This is a genomic window from Acidimicrobiales bacterium, from assembly GCA_041394185.1.
GTDB lineage: Bacteria > Actinomycetota > Acidimicrobiia > Acidimicrobiales > Poriferisodalaceae > JAAETH01.
In genome coordinates this window covers 1-25334 of record JAWKIQ010000004.1, presented here as the reverse complement: position 1 = coordinate 25334, position 25334 = coordinate 1, and the positions used below count along the sequence as shown (strand labels likewise).

22 protein-coding genes are annotated in these 25334 nt (G+C 65.2%); 11 read left to right on the top strand and 11 right to left on the bottom strand.

Going from position 1 to position 25334, the window contains the following annotated elements; all coding sequences use genetic code 11:
* The first annotated feature begins 46 nt into the window (after window positions 1-46).
* The gene (locus tag R2770_18040) at window positions 47-835 is read left to right on the top strand and encodes a hypothetical protein (GenBank protein ID MEZ5282367.1); all 789 of its coding nucleotides are present in this window, start codon (window positions 47-49) and stop codon (window positions 833-835) included.
* A gap of 60 nt (window positions 836-895) precedes the next feature.
* The gene (locus R2770_18035; protein MEZ5282366.1) at window positions 896-1144 is read left to right on the top strand and encodes a hypothetical protein; all 249 of its coding nucleotides are present in this window, start codon (window positions 896-898) and stop codon (window positions 1142-1144) included.
* A 212-nt stretch (window positions 1145-1356) separates the two neighbouring features.
* Here R2770_18035 and R2770_18030 read toward each other — a convergent pair whose 3' ends face one another.
* From R2770_18030 to R2770_18015, 4 genes are all read right to left on the bottom strand, one after another.
* Window positions 1357-2160, bottom strand: coding sequence for an ImmA/IrrE family metallo-endopeptidase (locus tag R2770_18030; protein MEZ5282365.1), 804 nt, complete (start codon window positions 2158-2160; stop codon window positions 1357-1359).
* Window positions 2161-2327: 167 nt separating this feature from the next.
* A complete protein-coding gene (locus tag R2770_18025) occupies window positions 2328-2885 on the bottom strand; it encodes a hypothetical protein (GenBank protein MEZ5282364.1) in 558 nt (185 codons plus the stop codon).
* Between the two features lie 876 nt (window positions 2886-3761).
* The gene (locus tag R2770_18020; GenBank protein ID MEZ5282363.1) at window positions 3762-4520 is read right to left on the bottom strand and encodes a hypothetical protein; all 759 of its coding nucleotides are present in this window, start codon (window positions 4518-4520) and stop codon (window positions 3762-3764) included.
* 15 nt (window positions 4521-4535) lie between these two features.
* Window positions 4536-4769 (bottom strand): hypothetical protein, encoded by a 234-nt coding sequence (locus R2770_18015; GenBank protein ID MEZ5282362.1) that lies wholly within the window; start codon window positions 4767-4769, stop codon window positions 4536-4538.
* Window positions 4770-5420: 651 nt separating this feature from the next.
* On the opposite strand from R2770_18015, the gene R2770_18010 reads away from it, so the two are divergent.
* A complete protein-coding gene (locus R2770_18010; GenBank protein MEZ5282361.1) occupies window positions 5421-6986 on the top strand; it encodes a GGDEF domain-containing protein in 1566 nt (521 codons plus the stop codon).
* Here the strand turns inward: R2770_18010 and R2770_18005 are convergent.
* The 3 genes from R2770_18005 to R2770_17995 are packed head-to-tail and all read right to left on the bottom strand — an operon-like array spanning window position 6983 to window position 11722.
* Complete coding sequence (locus R2770_18005; GenBank protein MEZ5282360.1) at window positions 6983-7894, bottom strand: S8 family serine peptidase; 912 nt, start codon at window positions 7892-7894, stop codon at window positions 6983-6985. The genes R2770_18010 and R2770_18005 overlap by 4 nt on opposite strands.
* 2 nt (window positions 7895-7896) lie before the next feature.
* Complete coding sequence (locus R2770_18000; GenBank protein ID MEZ5282359.1) at window positions 7897-8427, bottom strand: GAF domain-containing protein; 531 nt, start codon at window positions 8425-8427, stop codon at window positions 7897-7899.
* A gap of 4 nt (window positions 8428-8431) precedes the next feature.
* Window positions 8432-11722, bottom strand: coding sequence for an ATP-binding cassette domain-containing protein (locus R2770_17995; protein ID MEZ5282358.1), 3291 nt, complete (start codon window positions 11720-11722; stop codon window positions 8432-8434).
* Window positions 11723-11932: 210 nt separating this feature from the next.
* On the opposite strand from R2770_17995, the gene R2770_17990 reads away from it, so the two are divergent.
* A complete protein-coding gene (locus R2770_17990; protein MEZ5282357.1) occupies window positions 11933-12565 on the top strand; it encodes a sigma-70 family RNA polymerase sigma factor in 633 nt (210 codons plus the stop codon).
* 7 nt (window positions 12566-12572) lie between these two features.
* Here the strand turns inward: R2770_17990 and R2770_17985 are convergent, their stop codons facing one another.
* Complete coding sequence (locus R2770_17985) at window positions 12573-12809, bottom strand: hypothetical protein (protein MEZ5282356.1); 237 nt, start codon at window positions 12807-12809, stop codon at window positions 12573-12575.
* Window positions 12810-12986: 177 nt separating this feature from the next.
* On the opposite strand from R2770_17985, the gene R2770_17980 reads away from it, so the two are divergent.
* The 6 genes from R2770_17980 (at window position 12987) to R2770_17955 (ending at window position 21793) form a co-directional block, all read left to right on the top strand.
* Window positions 12987-14729 carry a protein kinase gene (locus R2770_17980; protein MEZ5282355.1) on the top strand — a complete coding sequence of 581 codons (1743 nt, stop codon included), beginning with the start codon at window positions 12987-12989 and terminating at the stop codon, window positions 14727-14729.
* A gap of 82 nt (window positions 14730-14811) precedes the next feature.
* Window positions 14812-15375 carry a sigma-70 family RNA polymerase sigma factor gene (locus R2770_17975; protein ID MEZ5282354.1) on the top strand — a complete coding sequence of 188 codons (564 nt, stop codon included), beginning with the start codon at window positions 14812-14814 and terminating at the stop codon, window positions 15373-15375.
* Window positions 15372-15938 (top strand): hypothetical protein, encoded by a 567-nt coding sequence (locus R2770_17970; GenBank protein MEZ5282353.1) that lies wholly within the window; start codon window positions 15372-15374, stop codon window positions 15936-15938. The genes R2770_17975 and R2770_17970 overlap by 4 nt, the downstream gene beginning before the upstream one ends.
* 2 nt (window positions 15939-15940) lie before the next feature.
* Window positions 15941-18583: a CHAT domain-containing protein gene (locus R2770_17965; GenBank protein ID MEZ5282352.1), complete on the top strand. Its 2643-nt coding sequence runs from the start codon at window positions 15941-15943 to the stop codon at window positions 18581-18583.
* Window positions 18580-20070: a S8 family serine peptidase gene (locus tag R2770_17960; GenBank protein MEZ5282351.1), complete on the top strand. Its 1491-nt coding sequence runs from the start codon at window positions 18580-18582 to the stop codon at window positions 20068-20070. The genes R2770_17965 and R2770_17960 overlap by 4 nt, the downstream gene beginning before the upstream one ends.
* A 133-nt stretch (window positions 20071-20203) precedes the next feature.
* Entirely contained in the window at window positions 20204-21793 is a 1590-nt protein-coding gene (locus R2770_17955) for a hypothetical protein (GenBank protein MEZ5282350.1), read from the top strand.
* Window positions 21794-21910: 117 nt separating this feature from the next.
* On the opposite strand, the gene R2770_17950 is transcribed toward R2770_17955, so the two are convergent.
* Window positions 21911-23101, bottom strand: a complete 1191-nt coding sequence (locus tag R2770_17950; GenBank protein MEZ5282349.1) for an acetyl-CoA acetyltransferase — start codon at window positions 23099-23101, stop codon at window positions 21911-21913.
* Window positions 23102-23131: 30 nt separating this feature from the next.
* Window positions 23132-24541 carry an OB-fold domain-containing protein gene (locus R2770_17945; protein MEZ5282348.1) on the bottom strand — a complete coding sequence of 470 codons (1410 nt, stop codon included), beginning with the start codon at window positions 24539-24541 and terminating at the stop codon, window positions 23132-23134.
* A 143-nt stretch (window positions 24542-24684) separates the two neighbouring features.
* On the opposite strand from R2770_17945, the gene R2770_17940 reads away from it, so the two are divergent.
* A complete protein-coding gene (locus R2770_17940; protein MEZ5282347.1) occupies window positions 24685-24948 on the top strand; it encodes a hypothetical protein in 264 nt (87 codons plus the stop codon).
* 22 nt (window positions 24949-24970) lie between these two features.
* Here the strand turns inward: R2770_17940 and R2770_17935 are convergent.
* Window positions 24971-25334: hypothetical protein (locus R2770_17935; protein MEZ5282346.1), on the bottom strand; the 364-nt coding region annotated here is incomplete at its 5' end.

Below are 25334 nucleotides of genomic sequence, written 5' to 3'. Positions count from 1 at the left end.
GCACTAGACCGCGGCCAGGCCGCGACCGACCCTGGGGGATCCAACGGTGGAGCGGTTGCTAGGTGACCACGAAGAGGTTAAGTCGCGCGCTCTCGCTGGAATTGCAGTAGTGATAACCGTCTGGCTTTGGGCGGGCGACTGGCTAGTAAAGGCCGAGCCAGTCAGTGGAGTTCCGCTGACGCTATCAAGCGGGATCGATCAGCTGGGGTCCGGTCCGACACTAGCTCTGGTCGCCGCGACTGCGGCGCTCTTCGGACAGCTCCTCGTCCGACTGTTCGAGATACCCATCAACTTCATGACAAGGCTCGCAGTCGGCACAGAGTGGCCGAAGGAGCGCGAGGATCTTGGCGTATGGCCGCGAGTCCTCGGGCTCAATGTCGACACGATCGAGGAGCGCAGCGACTCCTACGAATCCGGCATCGCATTCAGAGTCGCGTTGGCCGTCTGGTCCGCACCGGTCGCAATCTCCCTCTTGCTTCGAGGCGACATGCCTATCCGCGGGGCAACAATTGTCCTGTTCATACTTCTCGCTGTTGAAGGAGCGCTGACAAGACACTTTGTCCCGAATGCGATTCGCTCAGACGCTGCAAAGCTCGTCGTTCGCCGCCTTCTTGATCAGCACCACGAACAGATTGTGGCTCGTAGCCTCGACCGGCGAGTTTTGTCATCCGCAGCGATCGACTTCTTCGAGCGGTCCGATGACGACTTCAGCGCTCTGCGCAACGGGCTCAGCACGATCGCTTCAGGCACCAGCGAGCAGATTGTCGAGACAGCTGTGCTCGATCTCGCGAGGCTCACGAGCTCCTACGGTGAAGTTCGTCGAGACTATCGGTGAGCGAGTCATCGATGGATGGAACAGATGCCCGTACCGATCGAGCGACACCGTCACCGAATTATGGCCGAGCCGTTCCATCACCGCCCGAGGATGCGCCCCCAACGCGATCAGCATCGCCGCGCACGTGTGCCGCAGATCGTGGAACCGCAACCCGTCAGGCACCGACCGCGCCTCGAGCACAGCCGGTTTGAACTGGCGCCGGTAGAACGTCACATGTCGGAGCGGCCCGCCGCGCTCGGCCCGGAACAACAGGCCGCCCGGGTGGCCGACGAGGTGCTCGTCCAGTTGGCGCACGAGGAACTTCGTTAGCCGCGCCGTTCGACCACGGTGGGTCTTCGTTGATGTGCGACGATCAATCACGATCGCCGCGTCATCACCCAACGGCCGTACACCGCGCCGCCAGCACCACCCGGAAGATGATCGAGAGCAAACCGGATATGCGCGCGAGCACGCAACGCCCGCCACGGATTCCACCTGGACATGCGGCGCAGTCTTACCCAAGGGCGTGGCAGCGAGCAGCGTTACACGACGCGCAAATGCGACCAGTTCGTGAGCCGTCGAACATGGCTGGCGTTGACTCCGAGACGCCGAGCGACATCGTTGACGCCACCGTTGACCTCGATAAGGCGGTTGAACAGGGTTCCGTGAGTAGCGTCGAATCGAGCCGGCTCATTCTTGCGCCACTTTGACATCTGGATCTGCAAGGCCCGGTAACGCTGGTCATCGATCCGGTCGATCTCGTGAGCCCGGTAAACGCTCGCTGCAACTGAGATCCCCCACGTCGACTTGAGCTCGACGAAGTCTCGAAGCGTTGGCCGATCAGGAAGTGCTGCCTCGAAGTCGTCGAGAGGGAAGAGCAGCGCCGCAGCAAACCGGTTTGCTTCGTTTTCGGTCAGGTCGGTAGGCCTGGTGTGGAACATCAGATGGGCTAGCTCGTGGCCGAGCGTCAAACGGAATCGGTCGCCGGGTTGATTCGGGTTGACCCCGATCACCGGCACCCCGTCGACCCAAGACGACAAGCCCGAGATCCGCTCGTCGCTGACGATTGGCACGAGGCAAACACCCGCCCTCTCGATCGCTGCAGTGAGCTTGTGAATCGGGCCGGTCTCCTCGTGCCGCAGCAGACTCCGCGTATCGACGGCGAGTTCCTCAAGCTCGTCGACGGTGCTCGGCGCTGACACTCGCTCGATGGCCGTGATCGGCGTTCGAGGTGTTACGTCTCTCAGTTCGCCGAAGACTTCACCGGCAAGGCGAACCAGCTCATGGGCCTCGTATCGGGCCTTCGCTGGTGTCGAGGCGCGCTGCCGATGCAGCGGCTTGGACATCGACGGAAGTCTGAGGCGGGACTCCGAGTAGCCGATCGGTGACAGGTCTACGGTTACCGATCTGGTTCCCCGCTCCATGTTCGAGACGAGCGGCGTCGAAACCGAAAGAATCTCAGCGAGCTCCTCTTGGTTCAGACCCTCCAAGTGGCGGTACGCCCGAAGACGGTTCATCCCAGATCTTCACCCCTGTTGATGTCCACATCACCAAGCTCTTCGAAAGCGTCGGCGACATCGCCGCCGAAGGGCGTCGGGTCATCACCCAAGAACTGCCAGGTCCCGACGAACTCAAGCTCACCGGCAACGTAGAGGCGTTTCCGGTCGCTAAGTCGATGGGCATCTCCCACGTACAGATCCAGACCCTCCGGGTTGAACTCGTACGCTCCGATGAGTGTCGAACTCTCAAGGTAGGAGTTGGGGTCGAACAAACGACCTGGGTTCCTGAGAGCTCGCTCAATCGCAACCGTCGACTTCGCGCGCAACAACAGGTCTGGAGAGCCGGCGCGCTGAATCAGCACTCTGCCGAATTCTGCGTACGCCTGACCCAGTCGCATAGCTGGGTCGTCTAGGACCTTCTTCTGAACGAGGGCCCGGAACATCGCTCCACGCAGATCGTTCGTAGGCGGCTGTTCGTACTCGAACCTCCATCTCAGCGACTCGTCACGCGTCCGCAGATAGCAATCAACGAGGAGGTCGCCGATCGGCGAAAGTTCTTCCCTTGACACCATGAGGCGATACTACATCGAGCGTAAAAATTTTACAACGATTGTTGGATTCGGTGTTGGCGAGTCGGTCAAGACTCGGCCCTACCTCGAACGTAACGGATCGCCAGCCAACCGAACGAGAGCCGTCACCAAAAACGCAAACGGCACCGAAACCACCAGCCGAGCCAACTTCAACCACACACCCTCAATCTGCAAAGCCGTGTTCGTCGACTGGCCAGCGATCCCAACCCACCCAGTCGGAAGGAAGAGAGTCTCGGCAACCAGACGACCGAAGGTCGCCCACGCCGATCTGTCGCACATGTCGAGTGAGTAGTCCCCGCTGAAGGCCAGATATGTGCACGCGACAGCGATCATGGAAAGCACCCAAGCCGAAGCGGGCTGGCGGGCGCGCTGGCCGAAACCCATCGAACGGTGAGCGAGGACCAAGGCTTTCTCAAGCCGTCCAGTGCACTCGTATTGATGTGCTCGATGCGAGGCCCACGAGGTAGCAGTCCGCAGCGAGCCACTTCCTGTGGTTCGCCGAACGAGTCGCGCAAGGTCGTGCGTCCATTGGCGATGATCGACGTTCTTCAAGTCGATCGTGCCGTCGTCGACCCATTTCACGAGGTCATCGAGTGCTGGCTCAAAGACGTCCATTTCGCTGACACGCAGCCTGTCGAGCAGCCCGCGCGACGATAGCGGGGGATCGATCTTGACCCCGTAGATCCGCGCACCGGGGCAGGCAGAGCCACCAAGATCGTCGAGCACGAGTGGAGCAGCCCCGAAGGCCTGAACCGTCGCGTTCGGCGCCGACCCGAGATTCACCCGACCCGAGACCGAACGCATGACCGCGCCATGACCGAGTTCCACCTTCACTGGACCCGGGACCTCAAGCTCGACTCACTCAATCCTCTCGGCCACGTGCACATGGCCCAGACCCTCTGAGGAAAGGCGAACATTCTCGAGAACTCGCACCGACCGGCCGACGTTGGAGTTGCCCACAGCGCTCGCGATGACTCGAGGGTAGGCGGAACCAGGGGCAGCTTTCAGAGTTCCAAGGCTGGCGCCATCCGCCAAGACGACCGTGGACTCTGCTGCCAGCAACATCTCGCCTCGAAGCGTCGCGGAGCACTCAACCTTGGAGCACGGATTGACGAACACACTTGCCGTTGAATGACCGGACAAGACGCTCTTCCCATCAACACCTACTTGAGGCGGGGTTGGCCCGTCGACGGAAACGAGCTCGACTTCCGAATCCTGAACTACGAGGGACGGGACATGAAGGTTCACTTTGACCTTCGACCGCAAGGCCGTCGCCGATTCGACCTCAAGCTGACCGCCAACGCTCAGATGGACAGATGGGTTGCTACGCGCACTTAGATCAACCATCTCAAGTAGGGTGACCGAACCCTTTGCGCCGCCGGATATCGTGACTCGATCGGGAGCCTTACCCGTGAGCCGAAGCAGCTGACAGCGATGCCCGATATGCAATTCTGCGCTGCCCTGGTTTCCCTGGAACCGCACAACAAGCTCAGGAATGCCCGGCAAGGTCGCCCGAAAATCGACGACTTTCACCTCAGGCGGTTGAGCCGCGGTACTGCCCCACTCAAGACCGCCATCCAGCTGTACCGTCTTGCGCAGCTCCTCGTTGCTCCCCACCGCGGCAGCTCCTTCCTAACCCTGGTCGAGGAGCCTGTTCACCAGGTCCTCGACATACTTCCGATCTTCGTCCGAGAGCTGCTCGATCTTCCCCGACAGGGCTGCGAGCTCGAGCGCCGGCGGTTCGACCGCTGCCGCGGGTCCGGCGTCGTCGGGTGATGGCGGCTCGTCGCCCTCGAGGATGCGCTGCGACGTGCCGAACGGCCACTCGAGCGCCCGGTCGATAGCCACAAGCGTCGACTTCCGCACTGATTGCGCGTGCGTCTCGACCATCCGTCAGGTCTTTGAGCTCACGCCACCGGTAGCAGCCGCTTGTTCCTGAGACATCCCAAGGGTCAGGCGCCTTCGTTCGACAGCTTCCGCCAATCTCCGCAGCTTCACGGAATCTTCCACGAACGCAACCGTTGCCGACAGATGCTGCAACGTCAAGCATTGCCCCAGGTCAGGGAATAGAACTACACACCAAGCTCGCCGACGCTTGCAGTTACACCGTTGCTAACTCCCGCACGTTTGGCATCAGAATCGTCGCGTTGGTCTGGGACCTCCAGTGTTCTCCCGAACCATGCGAGCTAGCCACGCCACTCTGCGCCGAGAGATGGAGACCCAGAGGTGGCGCGTTACTGACCTCGCAGCCGAGATCGGCGAGTCCCGAACTAACCTTTCGAACATCGTCAGCAGCACCCGGCCCGCCACCTTCGAGATCCTCGCCAAGCTCGCCGAGGTCCCGAAGATGAACCCCTAAGGGCTCCTCGGCCTAGAGAAGCTGAAGACCGGTGTGCGTAATTTCGCCGCCGGCTGGGGCATCGCCCGAACCGAGTGCCAGCCCGACCGCCAATCAGACATCTCAAGACCAAGCCCTAGTCGTCCGAAGTCCATGACGGGACCAGGTGAGGTGCGACGATGGGCAAGGCGGCAACGAGGCGAGGAGCGCGTTGGCGCGTGCTGTGGCGCACCTTCCCGATCGTCGCACTGGGCATAACCGTCAGCGTTGCGCTGGCATCGATGGTCTCGCATCGCGCCGAAGCCGACGCTGCCAGCCGGTTCCAGACCGACGCCGAGCAGGCGGTGGCAGCGGTCGAGGCCGAGATCGGCCGCCACCTTGCTGGGGTGGACGATCTCGAGCAGTTCATCTCACTGACCTGGCCCACCCCCTCCGATGTCATCGTCGACTACAACCAGCAGGTCTGGGACAACGAGCGGTTTCCCGCATTCAGTCCGCCGGGGATAGTCGCCAACGTGGCAGCCGAGAGCTCGGACGAATTCGAGCAGTGGCGCCGAGCCAACGGCGACCCCCAGTTCAAGATCTGGACGATGGGCCCGGTGCCCGCAGGCGACAAGCTGGTGTTGGTCGGATCGCCCGCCGCTCCTGGTTCCGAGCGGGGCCCCGAAGGGCTCGAACTGTCGACGGTTGTGCGCATGCTGGGAATCGAACTCCCCGATGTCGACCAGGGCGTGGTGTTCGCCCACAACGAGACAGTCACATCGATGCTCGAGCAGCTGACGGGCATCATCGCTGAAGGTGGGGCGCTCGACGAGTCGAACATCGTGGGTACCGACGCCCTGATCTATGCGGCGGTTCCGTCGCGAGACGGGGCCGAGACGGTGGCCTACATAGTTGTGCCCACCCGGCTGGGCGAGTTGTTGCAGCAGGCCGTGGGCGCCACCTCCCAAGCCCTGGACATGAGCCTCAGCGTGCCTGGCCGAGACGACCTGGGCGAGGTCGGCAGGTTCGTTCAGTCGGACAACGGCACCATGGCCAGTCACCATCTACTGCAGCACACGGTGACCGCGGCCGGCCTGGAATGGGTGGTGACCGTGGGCGCCGATCAGGGATACGGCGGCTCGTCGGCGGCCGTTTCTGAAACCATGATCGTCGTCATCGGGTCGCTGCTTGCGCTGCTGAGCGCTGCGCTGGTCGCCATGCGTCATGCGAAAAAGCAGCAGCTGGCAGCGGCTCGCTTCGAGATCGACATGGCACGCACCCTGGCCGAAACCGACTCTCTGACCGGACTGTTGAACCGCCAGGGCCTGGCCAGCAAGCTGGCATCGAGCGCGTCGAGGCATGCCGCGGTGTTGTTCGTCGACCTAGACGGCTTCAAGGCGGTGAACGACCAACTGGGCCACGAGGCCGGCGACCGGATCCTTCGCGAAACCGCCACAAAGATGCGCTCGGCGCTGCGCACCGACGACCTGCTGGCCCGGCTTGGCGGCGACGAGTTCATCGCCGTGTTGCTGGACGTCAGCGACATCGACCGCGTGTCGGAGGTGGCCGAGAGGGTCAGGAACGCAGTCCGCACGACGATGGAAGGCATCGCCGTCACATCCAGCGTCGGCGTTGCAATCCACGACGGATCCAACGCACGAGAGTTCGTGCTGGAAGACCTGCTGCACGAAGCCGACCTGGCAATGTACGACGCCAAACGCCGCGGAGGCGACAGCGTGCTGATCGACAGCCCCCGGGCCTAGACGCCCGGTCGCACCACCATCGATCTGGTGGCAGCCCTGGGAACGACCCCGCTCATCAACTGGCTGAGACGGCCCGCCACCTCTGGACGGCCGGCCTCGCGGACGTTGGCGGCGGTGGCCCACAGGACCGTCTTGATCTGGAACGGCCGCAGCTCGGGATGCTTCGACTTGATCAGGGCAGCACGCCCGGCGATGTGTGGTGCGGCGAACGAGTTGCCGGTGGTGACCGTGGTGCCCCCGCCCAGCCACGGAACCTCGACGTCGATGCCCGGCGCCAGGAACTCGGTCGGGGGCTCGGGGTTGAAATGGAATCGGTCGGGGTCCGAGCTGAGGTTGCAGGCCACGCTGGTGACAGACGCGAACAGCGACGGATAGCTGGGCCGCTCGACGTTGTTGGCGGCCGTCACCACGAACGACCCGCCGAAATAGGCCTGGTCGCACAGATCGTGGAACGCCAGCGCCCAGTCTCGCTTGCGGGTGCCCAGCGACAGGTTGATGACGTCGAACCCGTTCTCGACCGCCCACGACAGCCCGGCACCAAAAGCGGCGGCCTTGCCGCGAAGCCCCGGCCCCAGAACCTTGACGCTGGTGATGCGTGCACCCGGTGCGATCTTGTGGATGATGCCCGCACATGCGGTGCCGTGACCGAACGAGTCGTCGTGAGGGCCGTCGGTCTGTACGACGTTGCCGTCTGGGTCGACGGTGAACTCGACCGCTGCGTCGGTGTCTACACACCCCTCCAGCAACGGATGATCGGCCTCGATGCCGCTGTCGATGACCGCCACACGAGCCCCGCTGCCATCTGCACCGCCCCAGCCCCACTCGGGGTCTATGTCGCCCAGTTCGATCGGCGCCAAAGGCAGCTTCAGCACCGCAGATTCGCGGCTCCACGCCGGTCGCAACGTCATGATCAGAGCCCCAGCAACGCGACCAGCACGTCGGCGACGTGCGAATAGCGCTGCGGGTCGGCAGACTCGAGCGCCTTCAGCTCGTTGCTCAGCTGAGCGGCACTGGGCACGGTGCGCGCACCGTCGTCGTCGAGAGCGGCACCTGCGATGCCCGCAAGCAGGGTGCACAACTCGACGTCGTCGAAGCTGAAGCGGGCGCCTCCGGCCTTGGCGACCACCTCGAGCACGCCCACGGCCTCTTCGTCGCCGCAGGGAACCGCCAGGATCGAGGACGGGGTCGAATCGTGACCGCCGGCGCCGACGTTGCTGGTGTCGCCGATGCCTGGGTTGATCGCCACCGCGTGCCCGCCCTGCAGGGCCAACCCCGCCGCGCCCGAAAGTGTCACCGGTTGGCCAACCCTGCTGGCCGGCTCGGGGCCGCCCGCAGCGGCCGAGACGACGGCGGTATCGCCCTCGATGGTGACCAGCCAGCCTCGTTCGGCGCCGGTGGCGTCGACGGCTGACTGGACTATGGATGCCAGAACCGGTCGCATCGGATCATGATTGCAGATCGACGGGACCCGCGAATGTGCCCGTCATGCGCCGCAGGTCGGCGGTGGACGGGGCGTCGGCTCGGCGTGGCTCGACCGCGTTGACCGCCGCCGTATGGCGCGGGCCGATGGATGCCCTGGACAACCGGCGCCCGCCGGTCGGGCGAACGGGAGCCTGACCCTGCCCGCCCAGCCGTTGACCAACCTCGGGATAAACCTGGGCCAGGGCCGACATGGCCTGGTCGTCCAGCACCATCACGGTCATGCGGTCGCGAGCGCGCAGCACGGCGCCGCTGGCATGTCCGAGAATCGACCTCAGGCCAAAGCTGTCGCCGGGGCCCAGCATCGCGTCGACGACCCGCTCGCCGGCGACGTCTTCGATGAGCGCCTCGCCGTGGCCGCTTGCAATCAACAGCAGACGGCCGCCGCCCTCGGCGATCGTCTCGCCCGCGGCCAGGTCGAAGGTGGTCAGGCGAGCGGCCACGCCCGCCAGCGCTTCAGGCCCCAGATCGGCGAACAGCGACACCTTGGCCAGCGCGGAAACCGCGTCGAATGCCGTCGCGCGCTCGACCGGTGCACCCGTCTGCTCGGACCACAGATGGGCGTACAACCCGCCCATGGCGACCAGCTGCTCGTGGCTACCGGACTCGACGATCGACCCGTTGTCGACGACGAAGATCTTGTCGTAGCCGGTGACCGACGTGAGCCGGTGGGTGATGCTGATGACAGTGCGTTTGTGGGCGACGCGGTCGAGGGTCTGGTTGATGGCTCGCTCGGTTTGGGGGTCGAGCGCGGACGTGGCTTCGTCGAGCAACAAGATGCTGGGGTTGCGCACCAGGGCCCTGGCGATGCTGACCCGCTGACGCTGGCCGCCCGACAGGTTCGAGCCCCGCTGACCCACCAGGGTGTCGTAGCCGCGAGGCAGGTTGCCGATGAACGAATCGATCTCGGCGGCTTCGGCTGCGGCGATGATCTCGGCCTCGGTGGCGCCGGGCCGACCCATGGCGATGTTCTCGCGAACGGTGGTGTCGAACAGGAACGGGTCCTGGAACACCACCCCCATCTGGTCGCGAAGCGAGGCGAGGGTTGCGGTGCGAATGTCGGTGCCGTCGAACAAGATGGCGCCTTCTTCTGGATCCCACTGGCGCATCAGCAAACGCAGAACGGTCGACTTACCCGAACCCGAAGGCCCTACGAAGGCCACCTTGGTGCCCGCCTCGATTGTGCAATCGACCCCGTCCAGCACCCGCTTCTCGGGTCCATACGAGAACGCCACACCCGTCAGCGTGATGTCGCGTTCCAGCGGCTTCAGCTGGGTCTTGCCCGAATCGTCGGCTCCCTCGGGAGTTGCGTCGAGAACCTCGTTGATGCGCACCAGCGAACCCATCGAAGCCTGAATTCCCTGGCCGAGCGTGGTCAGCGAGGTCACGGGTGTAAGCACATCGCCCATCACCCCCAGGAACGCAACCAGGCCACCGATGGTGAATCGACCCTCGATGATCAGCCAGGCACCGATGCCCATCACGGCCAGCCGCAGCAAGGTGACGATGAGGTTCACCGACAGCCCGAAGAACCCGCCGAACAGGCTGAGGCGCCGCTCGGCACCGAACAGGCGCTCTGAGGCACGCCCGAAGCGATCGCCCTCGCGACCCGCCAGCCCGAACATGCGAACCACCTGACCAGCAGCGTTGTTCTCCGAAGCCACGCCCAGAAGGTCGCTGGAGGCTTCGCTGACCGCAACACTTCTGGCCTGGGCGCCCTTGGCCATCCGCTTGTATACGAAGGCCACGATGGGGGCGCCCAGCAACACCAGCACACCCAACCAGAAGTTGACGGTGAGCATGATGATGCCGCTGACGACGAGCTGCAGGCCCTGGAAGATGCCGGTGCCGATCGCCGTGGTCAGACCGTTCTCTACCTGACCGACGTCGTTGAACATCCGAGACAGCACGTCGCCTTGCTGATAGCGACTGTGCCAGGCCTCGGGCAGACGCTGCAGGCGATCGAACATCTGGGCCCGGATGTCGCGCACCACCGCCCCGCTGACCCAAGCGCTTTGATAGGTCTGGCGCAGACCGGCCAACAGCGAAACCACGAACGCTCCGCCCAGCAGCCCCAGCAGCGTCGCCACCTGGCCGAACTCACCGGACGGGAGCGCATCGTCGAACAGTCGTCGGCTGACGAATGGAAAGGCTGCCGTGAAGGCAAGGCTCAACAGCATGTAGACGAAGATCTCGGCCTGGCGGGCCTTGTAGGGCTTCAGATACTTCAGCGATAGGCGCAGGAACTCACCCGCCTTGACGTCGTGCTGCTCTTCGATGGCGCCGTAGTGCCACTGCATCTCGAGCGCGGTGCTGGTGGTGCCGTACAGCTCCTGGAATCTGGACTCGACCTGGCCCGCCGGCGAGGCGAGCAGTTGCCGAAAGGTCTCCTCGTTCTCGCGGGCCAAGAGGAACCGCACCCAGGACAGAGCCATCGCTGTGCGCAGATCGCCGGACGCGTGCTCGAGCGGCGGCATCTGCAGCCCGGCGAGAGCGTCGGGCGCCTGTTCGGTGCCCGCCAGGTGCAGGCCGAACCCCTCCAGCAGCAGATCGAGGTCGGCGCCGGCGGGCAGTGCAGCCCCGAACAACAGGATCATCGGGCGGTGGGGGTCTTCGGGCGGTGCTTCGGGGCTGACCGCCATCCAGATCTCGTTGGCAGAGTCGTCGATGACCGAACCCTCGACCACGGTGTCGCCGGTGGCGGGGTCGGTGAAGGGGTCTACCAGCCACACCACCACCGTGTTGCCCCACGATTCAGACCCGATACCCGCCAGGTTGCGGCGCGCCTTGCGGCACGCCTTCAGGTACGAGCCGGCGAGCGACTCTCCGTGGCTGCCGGGCCTGTACCTGACCTCGATGCCGTCGTCGACCTTCGACGCATAATGGGTGGGCAGCGGCGAGGCGGGCTGGGAGACTGCGGCGGGTGCAGCGGGAGGCAGTGTGGCCGATTGGGCCGACGACGCTGCGAGTACCACCAGCCTGGTGTCGCCGATCTGGATCTCGGAGCCGACGGGCGCGGCGCTGGGTGCTTCGATGCGTTTACCGTCGATGTAGGTGCCATACGACGACCCGAGGTCGGTGACCGTGAGGACCGGACCAGTGGCATCGAGTTCGAGGTGCCGGCGCGATACCGCAGGGTCGTCGACCTGGATGCCGCTGGCCTCACGCCCCACCTCTACCCGCCCGACGAGCTCGATCTCGGTCGCGTTGCCACGATGATCCACGAGCCTCACGAGGTGCCCTGAGCCACCGTCCATATTCGCCTCCTGCTACCGCACACTCGCCGCCAGTCCTAGACGATGTGTGCCGCCGATGGTTTCACCCAAGACATCCCAGTTACGAATGCCGACGGTCGCGACCGATACTCCATGACGAGATTGGGTCGGTGACAGGTCCAGCGGCGATTTCTGAACCACCGAAAATGAACACAGCATCACTTTGAGTGCACAACCGCGAACGGCTAGGTTCTGCCCATCTCTGGAGGCACGCGGTCGAGGGCCGGAACAAGGCCAGGGGCAAGCGCCGCACACACGCGCTCGGTCAACAACCTCGACGACGACTCCGATCTGGTCGAGGCCGCCAGGGGCGGCGACTCAGAGGCCTTCGCCCAGCTGTACAAGCTTCACCACAGGGCTGCCAGGGTTGCCATCGCCGACTGGATCAACGAGCCCGAAGCCCAGCTCGACTGTGTTCAGGAGACCTTCCTGAGGGCGCTGCGAAGCCTCGAGTCGCTGAGGGACAGCTCCAGGTTTCGACCATGGCTGTTGCAGATCGCCCGCAACACCGCCCGCGATCTCGGGCGCAGCCGCAGCAGGCGCCGTTGGGAACCCCTCGAGCCCGAGAACGAACCCGAAGCCCTGGAGCCCGAAGCATTTGACTATGTCGAGCTGGCCGACACGGCAAGACAGTTGAACGCGGCCCTGGCGACCCTGTCACCCCGCGACGCCACCGCGCTGGACCTGGTCGTGCACCTGAGGTTTGGGCCTGCCGAGGTTGCAACCGCCCTGGGCATCAGCCCCAACAACGCGAAGGTCGTGGTGCATCGGGCCCGCCGCCGCCTGCAGACCGCTCTGGAGATGCAAAGGCAAATGGGCGGCTGAGCCGCTTCTAGAGTCCTTCGATTCGCAGATGCCTGTCGCGGACGGCGACCTCGAGCGCCTCTGGCATGGACGATGGCATCCAGTCGACGGCGAAGCCTTCGACCTCGGCTTCTTCCTGCCACACCTTTGCCACCCCTGGCGCCAGCAACGCCGCCAGCATCTCGCGCTCGTCATCGTCGAGAGTCGCTACGAACCGGGAGAGCTTGGCCAGCAGACGAGACGCCGCAGACTGTTCGGTTTCCATGAGGCCCCTCTCCGGTCGGCTCGCATTTGACTAGACGCACCCAGCCGCCGATGGTTACACCGAACATCAAGTCTGCCGTCAGCATCGTGTAACCGATGCAAGCCAGATCCGTCGTGTACGAGGCCCCGGCCCCGCACCCGGGCCAGCGAAAGAGGAGCGTGTGGCACAGTGGCGCCAATGGACCAGCAGCTGATCGCCGCAGCTTTGCCCAACTACGAACTCGGTGAGGAGATAGGACGAGGCGGCTGGGGCATCGTCTACAGGGCCTACCACCCATCGCTTCAGCGCCACGTGGCGGTGAAGGTTCTGCCCCGTGCGTTCGGGGTTGACGAGGTCACGCGCGACCGATTCCGCGAAGAGGCCCGACTGGGCGCAATGCTCGATCATCCTCACATCGTGAAGGTCTACGACCTGATCGAGCACGAGGGGCTCTGGCTCATCGTCATGGACCGTCTGGGCGGCGGAACCCTGTGGGAGCGGTTCACGGCCCAGGGCCTCATGAGCGACGAGGTCTGCGCGATTGCCCTGGGACTGTGCGCCGCTTTGGAGGCCGCCCACGAGCGCGAGGTCGTTCACCGCGACGTCAAACCCGAGAACCTGCTGTTCACCGACGACATGACGCCTTGCCTTGGCGATTTCGGCGTGGCCAAGGCGCTCGACCTGGGACGCGCCAGAACGGCGGCCGGCGAGGTCGTCGGCACGCCCGCCTACATGTCTCCGGAACAGGCGAGGGGAACCAAGCTCACACCCGAGTCCGACGTCTACAGCGCAGGCGTTCTGCTGTACGAGGCATTGTCCGGCCGGCTGCCGTTTCCCGACGCCCCCGACCCCATGGCGATGCTGCTGAAGCACGTCAGCGAACCTCCCCCACCGCTCAGCGAGGTCGCACCCCAGGTTCCGGCCGAGATCGCCGATGTGGTCATGCGGTGCCTGGAGAAGGATCCGGCCGATCGGTTCCGCTCCGGTGGCGCGCTGGGCGAGGCCATCGCCCGCGCTGCCAACAAGGTGTTCGGTTTTCGCTGGCTGAATCACACGGGTATCGGATTCCGGGCTTGGGGACCGATCGCCGAGATCCTGGCCCGACCCAGCGACCAACCGCCCGCTATGCGTCCGCCCACGACGTCCATGCCTGCGGTCAGAGACCACATGCGCGCAGGTACACAGATCGATTCGGAGCCCACATCTGGCTCCAAGAAGGACGAGGTCGAGGCGTACTCGTCTCCGGCTCAGGCACCCGAAGTCGAGGCCAAGGCTGCCGTCGACGAACCCGACCGAATGGCCACCATCGCCCCAAAGTCGATCCCGCCATTCCCGGCCGAGCCGTCCGCTCCCCTATCTGGCGTCGCCGAGCAGCGACCGGCGATCAGGCCAGACTCCCCCGACGACCCCAACCGCCCCACGCCCAGGCCTCTGAGATTGTCCAAGTCGGCCAAGGCCGAGCCAGAAGACCTGGGTGACGTGCTGGCCTCGGCCGGCCCGAAGAAGGTGCTGATCGGTGCCGGTGCGGCGTTGGTGGCCCTCGCAATCGCCGCCGGCGTGTATTTCGGACTGTTGGCCGGAGGAGACGACGACCAGAACGCGGCCACGACCACCTCGACCACGCCAACGACCGAGCCGACGTCACCTTCGTCGACAGAGCCCGTCGCTTCCAGCACCACCGATGCAGCCGCCGCTCTCGAAGGCGACGCCCTGGCGCTGGCCAGCCGATATACCGACCGGTGCACCGCCGACGGCGGAATCACGGCCGAGTGCCTGTGTCAGTTCCTGGTGTTGATCGACCAGGAGGCCAACGAGGGCCTCAGCGTGCCGATCGAACAGTTGACCGACCAGTACGAGCAGACCGGCGAGTTGCCAGACGACGCGGTGGCGGTGCTGAATGGCCGCTGCGAGCGACCCGACGTCCCCACATCGCAGCCCTAGGGAACCGGGCCGTCGGCCACTCTCCGTAGGCAGTTGAGCACTTTTTCTTGATATTGTTCACTCTGCGTGGTGCACTTGCTCCATGCCCAACCGGCCTGAAGCGCTACAAAAGACGACTCAGCAGCTGGTCGACGCCTGCCGTGCCGGCGACGAGGAAGCTTGGTGTGAGCTGGTCGCGAAGCACGAGCGACTGGTGTTCTCGATCGCCAGGTGCGAAGGGCTGTCGGCCGAGGAAGCAGCAGACGTCACCCAGTCGGTGTTCGTGGCTCTGCTTCGCCAGCTCGACCAGCTCCGCGAGGTCGACCGCATAGACGCCTGGCTGGCGGTGGTAGCGCGTCGAACATCGTGGAGGTTCCGCAACAGTCGGCGCCTCGAGGTTCTGACCACCAGTGAGTCGAACCACGACATCGCCCCCGACGAAATCGCGGTCGTGGCCACCCGTCTGGACGTACACCGCGCTGTCGAACAGCTCGACGATCCCTGCCGCACGCTCATACGAGCCCTGTTTCTGGAACAGCCGACGCCCGACTACGCCACCGTCGCAACTCGCCTCGATCGCCCGGTCGGAAGCATCGGACCCCTGCGGGCTAGATGCCTGGCCGCGCTGAGAAACACGTTCGACCAGCAGTCAGGGGCATCGCAATGACCCACAGACGCCCCGAGCTGATCGCCCAGCTCTTGCGACGATTCGACATGGCCGAGGCCGAACGGCTGGCAACAGAACTCGACCTGCTGGGTATCGAACCGGCATTCATCGAAGAACTGATCGACGCAGGCGAACGGCTCCCGTTGATGCCTCCTCCGCCAGGGCTGACTCAAAGGCTCGACTCGCTGTTCGCCGCCCACGGCCCCACGCCGGGCAACATCGTGCAGGAGGCCGACTTCGACAGTCGGCGCCAGCCGGCGTTGACCGGCGTTCGCGGCGCCACCCAGCCCACGACCGGCTGGACGCTTGTCTTCGACGCCGAGGCCTTCGACGTGGTCGTCGACGTGTTCCCACGACCACGCGAGTCTTTCGATCTGGAAGTGACCGTGGTGCCCACATCGGGTGCCGCCGACCTGGACGGGGTGGCTGTGGGAATTGACTCGGCCACCTGGAAGACGCTGGACGCGATGGGCCGAGCCCGCTTCGACGGGGTGGCGCGCGGAACCCACCGCCTTGTGTGCAACTCCCCCACCTCCACCAAGCGCATCGATCTGGAGCTCTGACGATGGACACGTCTGCGATCGAGCTCGAAACCGTATTGGCCCAGGCCGAAGCGCTGGCCCAGTCAGACCCTCACAGTGCTCTCAGCATGCTGGAAGCAATTTCTGACATGACCGGCGATCAAGAGCCGGCAACCCAGGCGCGCCGCCACTATCTGCAGGCGCGACTGCTGGTGAACGCCGGCGAGCCACGAGCCGCGCTGCGACACATCGACGCGGCGAGAGACAACTGGCAGGCGTGCGGTCAGGTGTTGCGCGCCCTTCGAAGCGACCTTGGCCGAATGAACGTGCTGGACGACCTTGGCCAGCACCGTCAGGCAGCCGCGGTGGGCCGTCAACTGTTGGCCACGATCGACGCTGTCGACCCGCAGACCTTCGGCGACGACATCGCTGAGGCCACATGGTTGCGCGCAGCAGCGGGCGAGAACTTGGCGGTAGCCCTGGGCTACTTGGGCGAACACGCTGCCGCGCTGCACTCGCACCTGGACACCGAGGCGGCCTATGCCGAACTGGGCCTGAAGGACGACGTCGCCCGCTCGTGGGCCAACCAGGGGCTGCAGCTGCTCGAGCTGGGCCGCGTCGACGAGGCGGCCCAGGTTCTGAGGACCGCCGCCGAACACTTCGAGGCGGTTGACGATCGGCTTTCGCAGGGTCGGGCACTGGCTTTCTTGTCTCGAGCCGAGCTGAGGTCAGGCCACATCGTGGCCGCGCGTGCCACGATCGATCTCGCCAAGCGCACCCTCGCCGGCCTGCAGAAGTCGCCGACTTGGGCCCAACTTCAGATCGAACTGGCCGAGGCTTGTTGCACGCTCGGCCTGCTCGACGAGGCCGAAGAGGCCCAGACGTCGGTCATCGAGTCGTTCGCCGACAACAGCAGAAGCCCCGAGCGCATCCAAGCGCTGCTGAACCGTGGCATCACCCGCCTGGCCGGTGGGCGGCCCCGCGATGCGGCCCCCGATCTGCAGCAGGCTGCGGATGGATACGTCGAGTTGGGAGACCCGGTCGGTCAGGCGCGGTCGCTGGTGGCCTTGTCCCGAGCCGGCGAAGGGGTGACGGCCCTGGCGTCGGCACGCCATGCCTTGGCGCTGCTGGACACCACCCACCCGGCCGACCTCGCCGAGGCGTTGGTGCGCACTGCCGAATGCGAGCTGGACCCCACGTCGGCAGCCGCAGCTTTGGACCGCGCCCGCGATGTCGCTGCCGGGCTGGCCATGCCTGCTCTGGACTGGCAAATCCGGACCTGCGCGGGCCGTCTGGCGCGCGCCGGCGGCGACCTGGCGGCGGCACTCGAGCATTTCGAAGCAGCACACGAGATAACCAGCACCCAGCGCTCGAACCTGGCGTTCGAACTTCACCGAGTGGGCTTCCTGGCGTCGCGTGCGCAGGTCGTCGAGGAACTGGTGGCGACCCTGCTCGACAACGGCGAGGTCGATCGAGCTCTGGAGATCATCGGCACCGATCGATCGCAGACTCTCACCGACCGGCTCCACGGACGGATAGACGCTGTCACAGCGATGCACAGCCACGAGCTGGACGCCATCTACTCGGGCCTGTTGACCGCCCCGCAGACAGAAGCCGCAGCGCTGGTTCGTCGGGCCCGCCACTTGGAAACACCACTCAGCAGGCCGGCGACGGCAAAGCCTCGCCGAAGTGCAAGCAACGCCGCGGTGGCACAGGTGGTCATGCAGACCGTTGGCGCCGATCTGTTCGCTTTCGTCGACGGCGCAGCCGGTGTGCGCACTGCTCGGTTGGCACGGGTGCTCGACATTGCGCGCGAGGTAGAACGATTGGGCGCCATCAGGCGCCGGGCCATGAACAGCGAGCTCGCCGATCGTCACGGCCCAATCAACCAGGCCATCGGCGCCGAGGTGTTGGCCTCGCTGAGCGAGATGCTCATCGACCCGCTGGTCGAGCTGTTCGGTGGACGCCTGCCCAGCGACATGCAGATCGTTCCCGACGCCTCGGTTGCAGGTGTGCCCTTCGCTGCCCTGTCGGACGCGATCACGATCTCGATGTCGCCCGGCTTCGAAGCCGCCGACACTCTTCGGGCCCGAGCCCGTCCGCTGCGCAAGACCCTGGTGGTAGCCACCGACGATCCCATGGCTCCTGCGACCTCAGTCGAAGCGCGTGCGATCGCTTCGACCAGCCCAGACCACACCTCGCTGGTCGGCGATGCGGCCACTGCCGACGCCGTGCTGGCCGCGGTTGCCCAGCACGATGTGGTCCACCTGGCATGCCACGGCTTGTTCAGGGCCGACAACCCGTGGTTCTCGTCCCTGAGGCTGGCCGACCGGTGGCTGAGCGCAGCCGAGTTCGGCGACGCGTTCCTGGACGGCCAGCTGGTCGTGCTGAGCGCCTGCCACTCGGGCGCCCAGGCATCTCCCGGATCTCGAGGCGAACTGATCGGGCTGCCCCATGCCCTGTTGGCCGCTGGGGCTTCGGCGGTGGTGGTCAACATGTGGGAGGCCGATGACGCGTGCAGCGCGCTGTTGATGTCGGCATTCCATCAGAACCTCTCCGAGGGTCACGAGACTGCGCTGGCTCTGTCGCTGGCGCGCCGGGCTGTGCGGCAAACACATCCCGACGTACACCAGTGGGCTAACCCGACGTTGATCGGAGCCCACAATCAGCGAATGGAACAACCATGAAGCGGCTGGTAGCACTGCTGGTAACCGCCACGTTGGCGGTGGGTCTGACGCCTTCGGTAGCGATGGCGAAGGGAAAGAAAGACGCCACAGGGCCGGTGGTCGTGCGAGTCGACGTCCACACGACCGCGGCAATCGAGGCGTTCGGTCGAGATCATGACCTGCAGGTGATGGAGGTCCTGGTCGAAAGCCGCGGGATTGCCGTCTTTTCTGCAGCCAACCCCAAGGACCTCGAGAAAGACGGCCGCGTGCTGTGGGCCGAGCCCCTGGACATGGGCCAACTCGACGACGACGGGTTTCACGCGTGGGTTCAGGAGTTGGGGCTCGACGCCGACCGACTCGACCAGGCCGACGACGATGGTTTCCATGCGTGGGACGACGACCACCCCGGTGCGATCGCCGACGCCGAGTGCTGGGTGCGCTTCGACGGTCCCTCGGCCCAGATCCAGTGGATGGCGGTAGACGGGGCCAAGAAGTACGCCGTGTGGGCCGACGGCAGGTGGCTGGGCCGCACCAAGGCGACGTCGTGGAACGACGGCCAGGCCACCGACGGCGCCCTGTACCAGGTGCGCCCGATCTTCCATGGTGGCGTCAAGGGCGACAGGCTCGACTGTGTGCCAGATGCGGGTGACGCGGCCCACCTGGGCGATGGCCTCGAACAGCTGAACCTGGAATCGGCCCACCGCATATCCGACGGCTCGGGCACGGTCGTTGCCATCCTCGACACCGGCGTCGACCCCGCCGACCCTAGGCTGGCCGGCGTGTTGATCGACGGCTGGGACTTCGTCGACGACGACGCCAGCCCTCGCGACACGGGCAACGGTGTCGACGACGACGGCGACGGCCACATCGACGAAAGCGTCGGACACGGCACCCACGTTGCGGGCATCGTCAACCAGGTAGCACCCGGAGCCAAGATCCTCGCCTATCGGGTGCTCGACGGCGACGGTCGAGGCAACTTCTACGCCGTTGCCGAGGCGATCGACGACGCAGTGGCCGCCGGCGCCGACGTCATCAACCTCAGCTTCGGGGGAACCAAGATCAAGTCGGATCGTTTCAAGCAGGCACTGCAACGCGCCGAGCAGGCGGGCGTGGTCGTCATCGCTGCCGCCGGCAACGACGGCGTCGACAAGAAGCAGTTCCCAGCTTCCGAAGGAGGCGTGCTGGGCGTGACCGCCTGGGATCCCGAGGCCGACGCCCTCGCCGGGTTCGCCAACTTCGGCAAGTGGGTCGACGTGGCCGCGCCGGGTGTCAGGGTCGGCAGCGTGTTGCCCAACGGCCGAGTTGCGGCATGGAGCGGCAGTTCGATGGCCGCGCCGATAGTCACCGGCCAGGCGGCTTTGATCATCGCCCTCGATCCCGGTATCGCTCCCAAAGACGTCGAGAAGGCGATCAGGGACACCTGTCGAAAACTCGACAAGAAGGTCAAGAACAAACCCGAGAAGGGGGTCATCGACCTGCTGGCCAGCATCGACCGGTTCGCCCGCTGAACCTGAGCCACCACGTAGGGCCGGAGGAAATCACTCGATTTCTTCCGGCCTTTCGTATTTCGGGCACCTCGCTTTCGCACTTGTACAGCGTGGCCATGCGTCACGCAGTCATGAGGGACGAAACGAGGAAGCCATGAAGTCCAAGACAGCAAGGGGAGTCTTGAAGCGACTCCTGACAACGATGCTCACTGCGGTGGTGATCGCAGCGGGTTTAGCCGTCGCCCAGCCGGCGCAGGCCAAGAAGGGCGACAAGACGATCCAATACACGTTCAACTTCGTCAACGGCACGACCATCAGCGGTACGGCCTCGGACAACACGGTCTTCTTGGCCGGAGCGGGTGGGTCGAGCGTCGACAACCCCACCGGTATGGATGTGCACGTGTCGTGCTCGGACGACTTCCCGGGTGGATGGGGCGAAAAGGACGGTCCGGTCCAAGGCGTCGACACCGCCTGGCAGATCGCCAGCTACAGCATCGCCAAGATGAAGGGCGACAAGGTCGACAAGACCTGCGGCGATGCGTTCACGCCCCCGGTTCCAGAGCCGGTGGCCGATCCGCCTGCGATCGACATCGAGAAGTACGTGAACGGCGACGATGCCGACCAGCCCAAGGGACCCCAAATCGCCATCGGCTCACCGGCGCGGTTCACCTACCGGGTTCAGAACACCGGCGGGGTCGCCCTGCAGAACGTAAACGTGACCGACTCGATTCTGGGCAATGTCGAGTGTCCGAAGACGACGCTGGCTGTTGACGAGATCATGTGGTGCAGCCCCCGCCAGGTCCAGGTGGACAACGCCGGCCAGTTCCAGAACTCGGCCGATGTCACCGCAGTGGCCCGGGTGACGGTGGGCAATCCTCCCGTCATCGACAAGGGTTATGGCTATTCGTTCACATTCGTGAACGGGGTCACCATCAGCGGCACCAACTCCAAGAACACGGTGTTCGTCGCCAATGCGGGCGGCACCAGCGTCCAGAACCCCACCGGCATGGAGATGCACATCTCGTGCTCCGATGACTTCCCGGGTGGATGGGGCGAAAAGGACGGACCGGTTCGAGGCGTCGACACCGCCTGGCAGATCGCCAGCTACACGATCAACAAGTACAAGAACGGCAAGGTCGACAAGACCTGCGGTCAGACCTTCGTCGAGGTCGAGCGTCCCGTCAGCGACACCGACCCGGTCAACTACTTCGCCAAGACCGCCCCCGAGCCTCCTCAGCCCCCGGTCGATGTCTGTGACCTCGACGTGGTCAACGGCACCCCGGTGCTGAGCTGGAACGAGGTCGACGGTGCGGCCAAGTACGCCATCTGGCGCAACGGCCAGTGGATCGGCCAGACGAAGGACACCAGCTTCACCGACACCAACGCACCCGCCAACGCGAAAGCCAGCTACCAGCTGCGTGTGATCTTCACCAACGGAACCAAGGGCCCCAAGGTCGACTGTGGCGAGGTGACCCCACCGCCCCAGCCGCCGACGCCCCCGACCTTCAGCTGCGAGCTGAGCACCAAGAACGGCGCTCCGATGCTGTCGTGGAACCAGGTCGATGATGCCAAGCGCTATGCCATCTGGCGAAATGGCGAGTGGGTCGACCAGACCAAGGCACTGTCGTTCGTGGACACTGGCGCCGACACCTACGGCACGCTCAGCTACCAGGTGCGGGTCGTGTTCGACGACGGCACCAAGGGTCCCCTCACCGACTGCGGAACGATCAAGAACGGGTCGTGACGTCCCTCAGGTGAGGTAGCAGGTCACCCACCGGGTGAACTGTGCGGCGATAGGGCCGTCCGGGAAACCGGGCGGCCCTTCTCCGCGTAATCGTTGACGCGTACCGGGGCCTGGCCGTCAGCCCTTCTCAGGCCCCACGATGCACACGACGGTTACGCATGCGCCAGGGCCGCCGCCCAGGTTGTGGGTGAGGGCCAGTTTCTTGTCGGTCTCGATCTGACGGTCGGGGGGTGCTTCGCCCCTCATCTGAAGCCAGGTCTCGAACAACATGCGCAGGCCCGACGCGCCGATGGGGTGACCGAAGCTCTTCAGTCCGCCGTCTGGGTTCACGGGTAGCTCGCCGTGGAGGTCGAAGGTGCCGGCGAGTTCTTCCTTCCAGGCCGTGCCCCGCTCGGCAAACCCCAGGTCTTCCATCAGCACCAGCTCGGTGGGTGTGAAGCAGTCGTGTACCTCGGCCATGGCGATCTCGCCGCGGGGGTCGGTGACGCCGGCCTGCTGGTAGGCGTCTTCGGCGCACCGAACGACCTCGTTGAACGTCGTGTAGTCGTAGTCGGGGTCGATGGGGCCGGCTGCGGGGCCGGCGGTGAACGCCAGCGCCTTCACGAACAGGGGCTTGTCGGTGTACTTGTAGGCGTCTTCGGCGCGCACGATGATGGCCGCCGCAGCACCGTCGGACACACCAGAGCAGTCGAAGATGCCCAGCTGACCGGCGATGAGGGGCGCATTGCAGATGGTCTCCATGCCCACTTCCTTTTGGAACTGGGCACGGGGGTTGCGGGCGCCGTTGTAGTGGTTCTTCCACGCGATGCGCGACAGCACCTCTTTCATGGTGCCGTCGTCGACGCCGTACTTGTTGGCGTAGGCGGGCGCCAGGAAGCTGAAGCTGGCCGGCGCGGTGACCTGGGCTTTGGTGCCGTCGTTGGCGATGTCTGCCACGACCAGGCCCGAGAAGCCCGAGTCTTTCAGCTTCTCAACGCCGACGGCCATGACCGTGTCGTATGCACCCGAGGCCACTGCGTAGCAGGCGTTGCGGAACGCTTCGGAGCCCGTGGCACACATGTTCTCGACGCGGGTCACCGGCTTGTAGTCGATCTTCAGCGGCCGTGACAGGGTCAGGCCCGAGATGCCAGAGCCCATGGTTCCCAGCCAGAACGCGTCGATTTCGTTGCGGTCGATGTTGGTGTTGTTGAACGCTTCTTCGCAGGCGTCGATCAGCAGATCGTCGACGCTCTTGTCCCATCGCTCGCCGAAGGGTGTGCACCCCATCCCGACGATGGCGACCTTGTCCTTGATTCCGTTTGATGCCATGGGTGGCCCCCTTTGTTCGATCGGGTCGCGTTAGACGACCGGTCGAGCCTTCCAGAAGTAATTGTGCACGCCGTCGGCGACATAGAGCCTGCGGAACGTCATCTCGACCCGATTGCCGATCTTCACATCGGCGGCGTCGACGTCTGTCATCTCGCTGGTGAAGCGGCCCCCACCGTCGAAGTCCAGCACGGCTGCGACCACGGGCGGCGCCAGCGAATATGCGAGGCGATCGACCGTGTAGGTGGCGATGGTGGCCTGCGAGTCGGCGAGCGAGACCTCGGTCATGTCGTCGACCGAGCGGCACTTGACGCACACCCGGGCTGGGGGCAGGTGCCTGGCACCGCACTGGTTGCACTGGGTTCCCACAAAGGCGAACTTCCAGTCGGCGGTGCGGTTCGACGGTGGCCCGGCCGGACGATCTGGGTCGGGACGGCGCGGCGGTTCGCGGACGATCTCCCCGCGCCAGGTCAGGAATGCTGCGTATTCGAGCGAGTCGTTTCCAGCGTCGATCTGGGCCCTCACCGACCGCGACGGTCGACCGGAGGCCAGGGCTTCGGTCGTTCGAAAGAGGCTGACTGTGGCCCCGTCGGACAGTTCGACGACCATGATGACCTCGCCGGGCTCGGCGGTGTCCAGCACGTTGGCCAGCAGCAGCCAGGCATGTGCTGCCCCGGTGTAGCCGACCTCCATCGACAGGTCGTCGACCACCTTGTCGGGGTTCACCGCGATCGCTTTCAATGAGGCGCGCACTGCTCTGGGGTGCACTCCGGTCAGGATCACCTTGTCGACCGCCTCGGGGCTGGTGCCCGTGGCGCCCAGCGCCATCTCGACAGCGGTCTCGACGTGGGGCAAGTAGGCGGTCTCGCCAAATCGTTCTTCCCACACCTTCGACGAGCGGTCGCCTGGGCTGCGCCATCTGTCGAGGAACTCACCGGCCGAGAATCCACCGCCGATGCACTGGGCCAGCAGTGGCCCATCGTCGTCGTCGCCGATCAGCAGGGCCACGGCTGCGTCGCCACCGTTGGATTCGTCGGCCCCGCCCGGCATGCCCGTGCGGATGTCTGAGGCAACCACCAGGCTGGAGGCCATGGAGCTGATGGCCCCGATGACGGCGCCACTGGCCGAACGGGGCCCACCGATCATGTCGCTGGTGAGCACGGTGGGGGCCAGGCCCAGCGCCGCGTGGATGGTGTTGGCGTTGGTCTTGTCCAGGTATGCGGGAACGGTAGTGGCGAAGGTCAGCATTCCGGGGTCGCCTGCGCCGGGCGAGGACATCGCCTGGCGTGCCGCCTCGACACCCATCGACGTGGTGTCCTCGTCATAGCTGGCCACCGACCTGGTGCCCCGGCCGCCCCCTTGGCCCAGCGTCGATGAGATCTTCGAGCGCTGCAGCCGGTTGTAAGGCACGTAACTGCCGTAGGCCAGGATTCCTCGTGTCATTTACACCCCTTCGACCACCAAAGTGTGCTTTGGCGAAACACGGCAACGCAAACCAGCCCTTACGCTGATCTAATGCAAGCGCTGCCAAATTGGCTGCTTTGTAAGTAGCCCCTCGGGGCGTCGTGTCGTAGTTGGAGTCATCCGTGAAGCGAGTACCCCTGTTGCTGGCCGCCTTGGTTCTGTCGGTTGCAACACTGACGGGGTGCTCTCGCTTCGATCGCGAGGGATCGGTCGACGACATGATGGAGCAGTTCGACCTCACCCGACCACAGGCCGAGTGTTTCGTCGACGACATGGTCGACGAGTTCGGCGAGGATCGTGTGGTCAGCGATCAGGAAGCCACTCCCGAAGAGGCGGCGAAGGTGCTCGAGATCCTGCAGGGCTGCCTCGAGCAGAACGAGGGCTGACCCGCAGGGTCACCCGCGTGGCCTAGTAGTCGATACCTGCGCACACCAGGCAGGCTTGCCCCTGGTGCGTTTGCGCGGCGGCGGCCTCGTCGGCTTGCGACTGGTATTGCGGGTCTGGGTGGCGCTCCACCCGGTCGTCTTCCATCTCGCCGGTACCCCCCTGGTCGCGTGGCCGAGGGCGCATGACCCAGTCTTTCCAGCGGTCGTCGTCAGACCATCGATGTGAGAGGTGCACCATCGTGCCCGGCCGGCTCAGCTGCTCGAAGGCTCGCAGGGCGCCGCGGATGATGGCCTTGTTCAGCTGGGGCTGGTGGGGCCGCCCAGCGGTGTGGCCGAGCGGATAGTCCAGGTAAGCCGCCCGCGGCGGGTTTACCGCCCGCGTGATG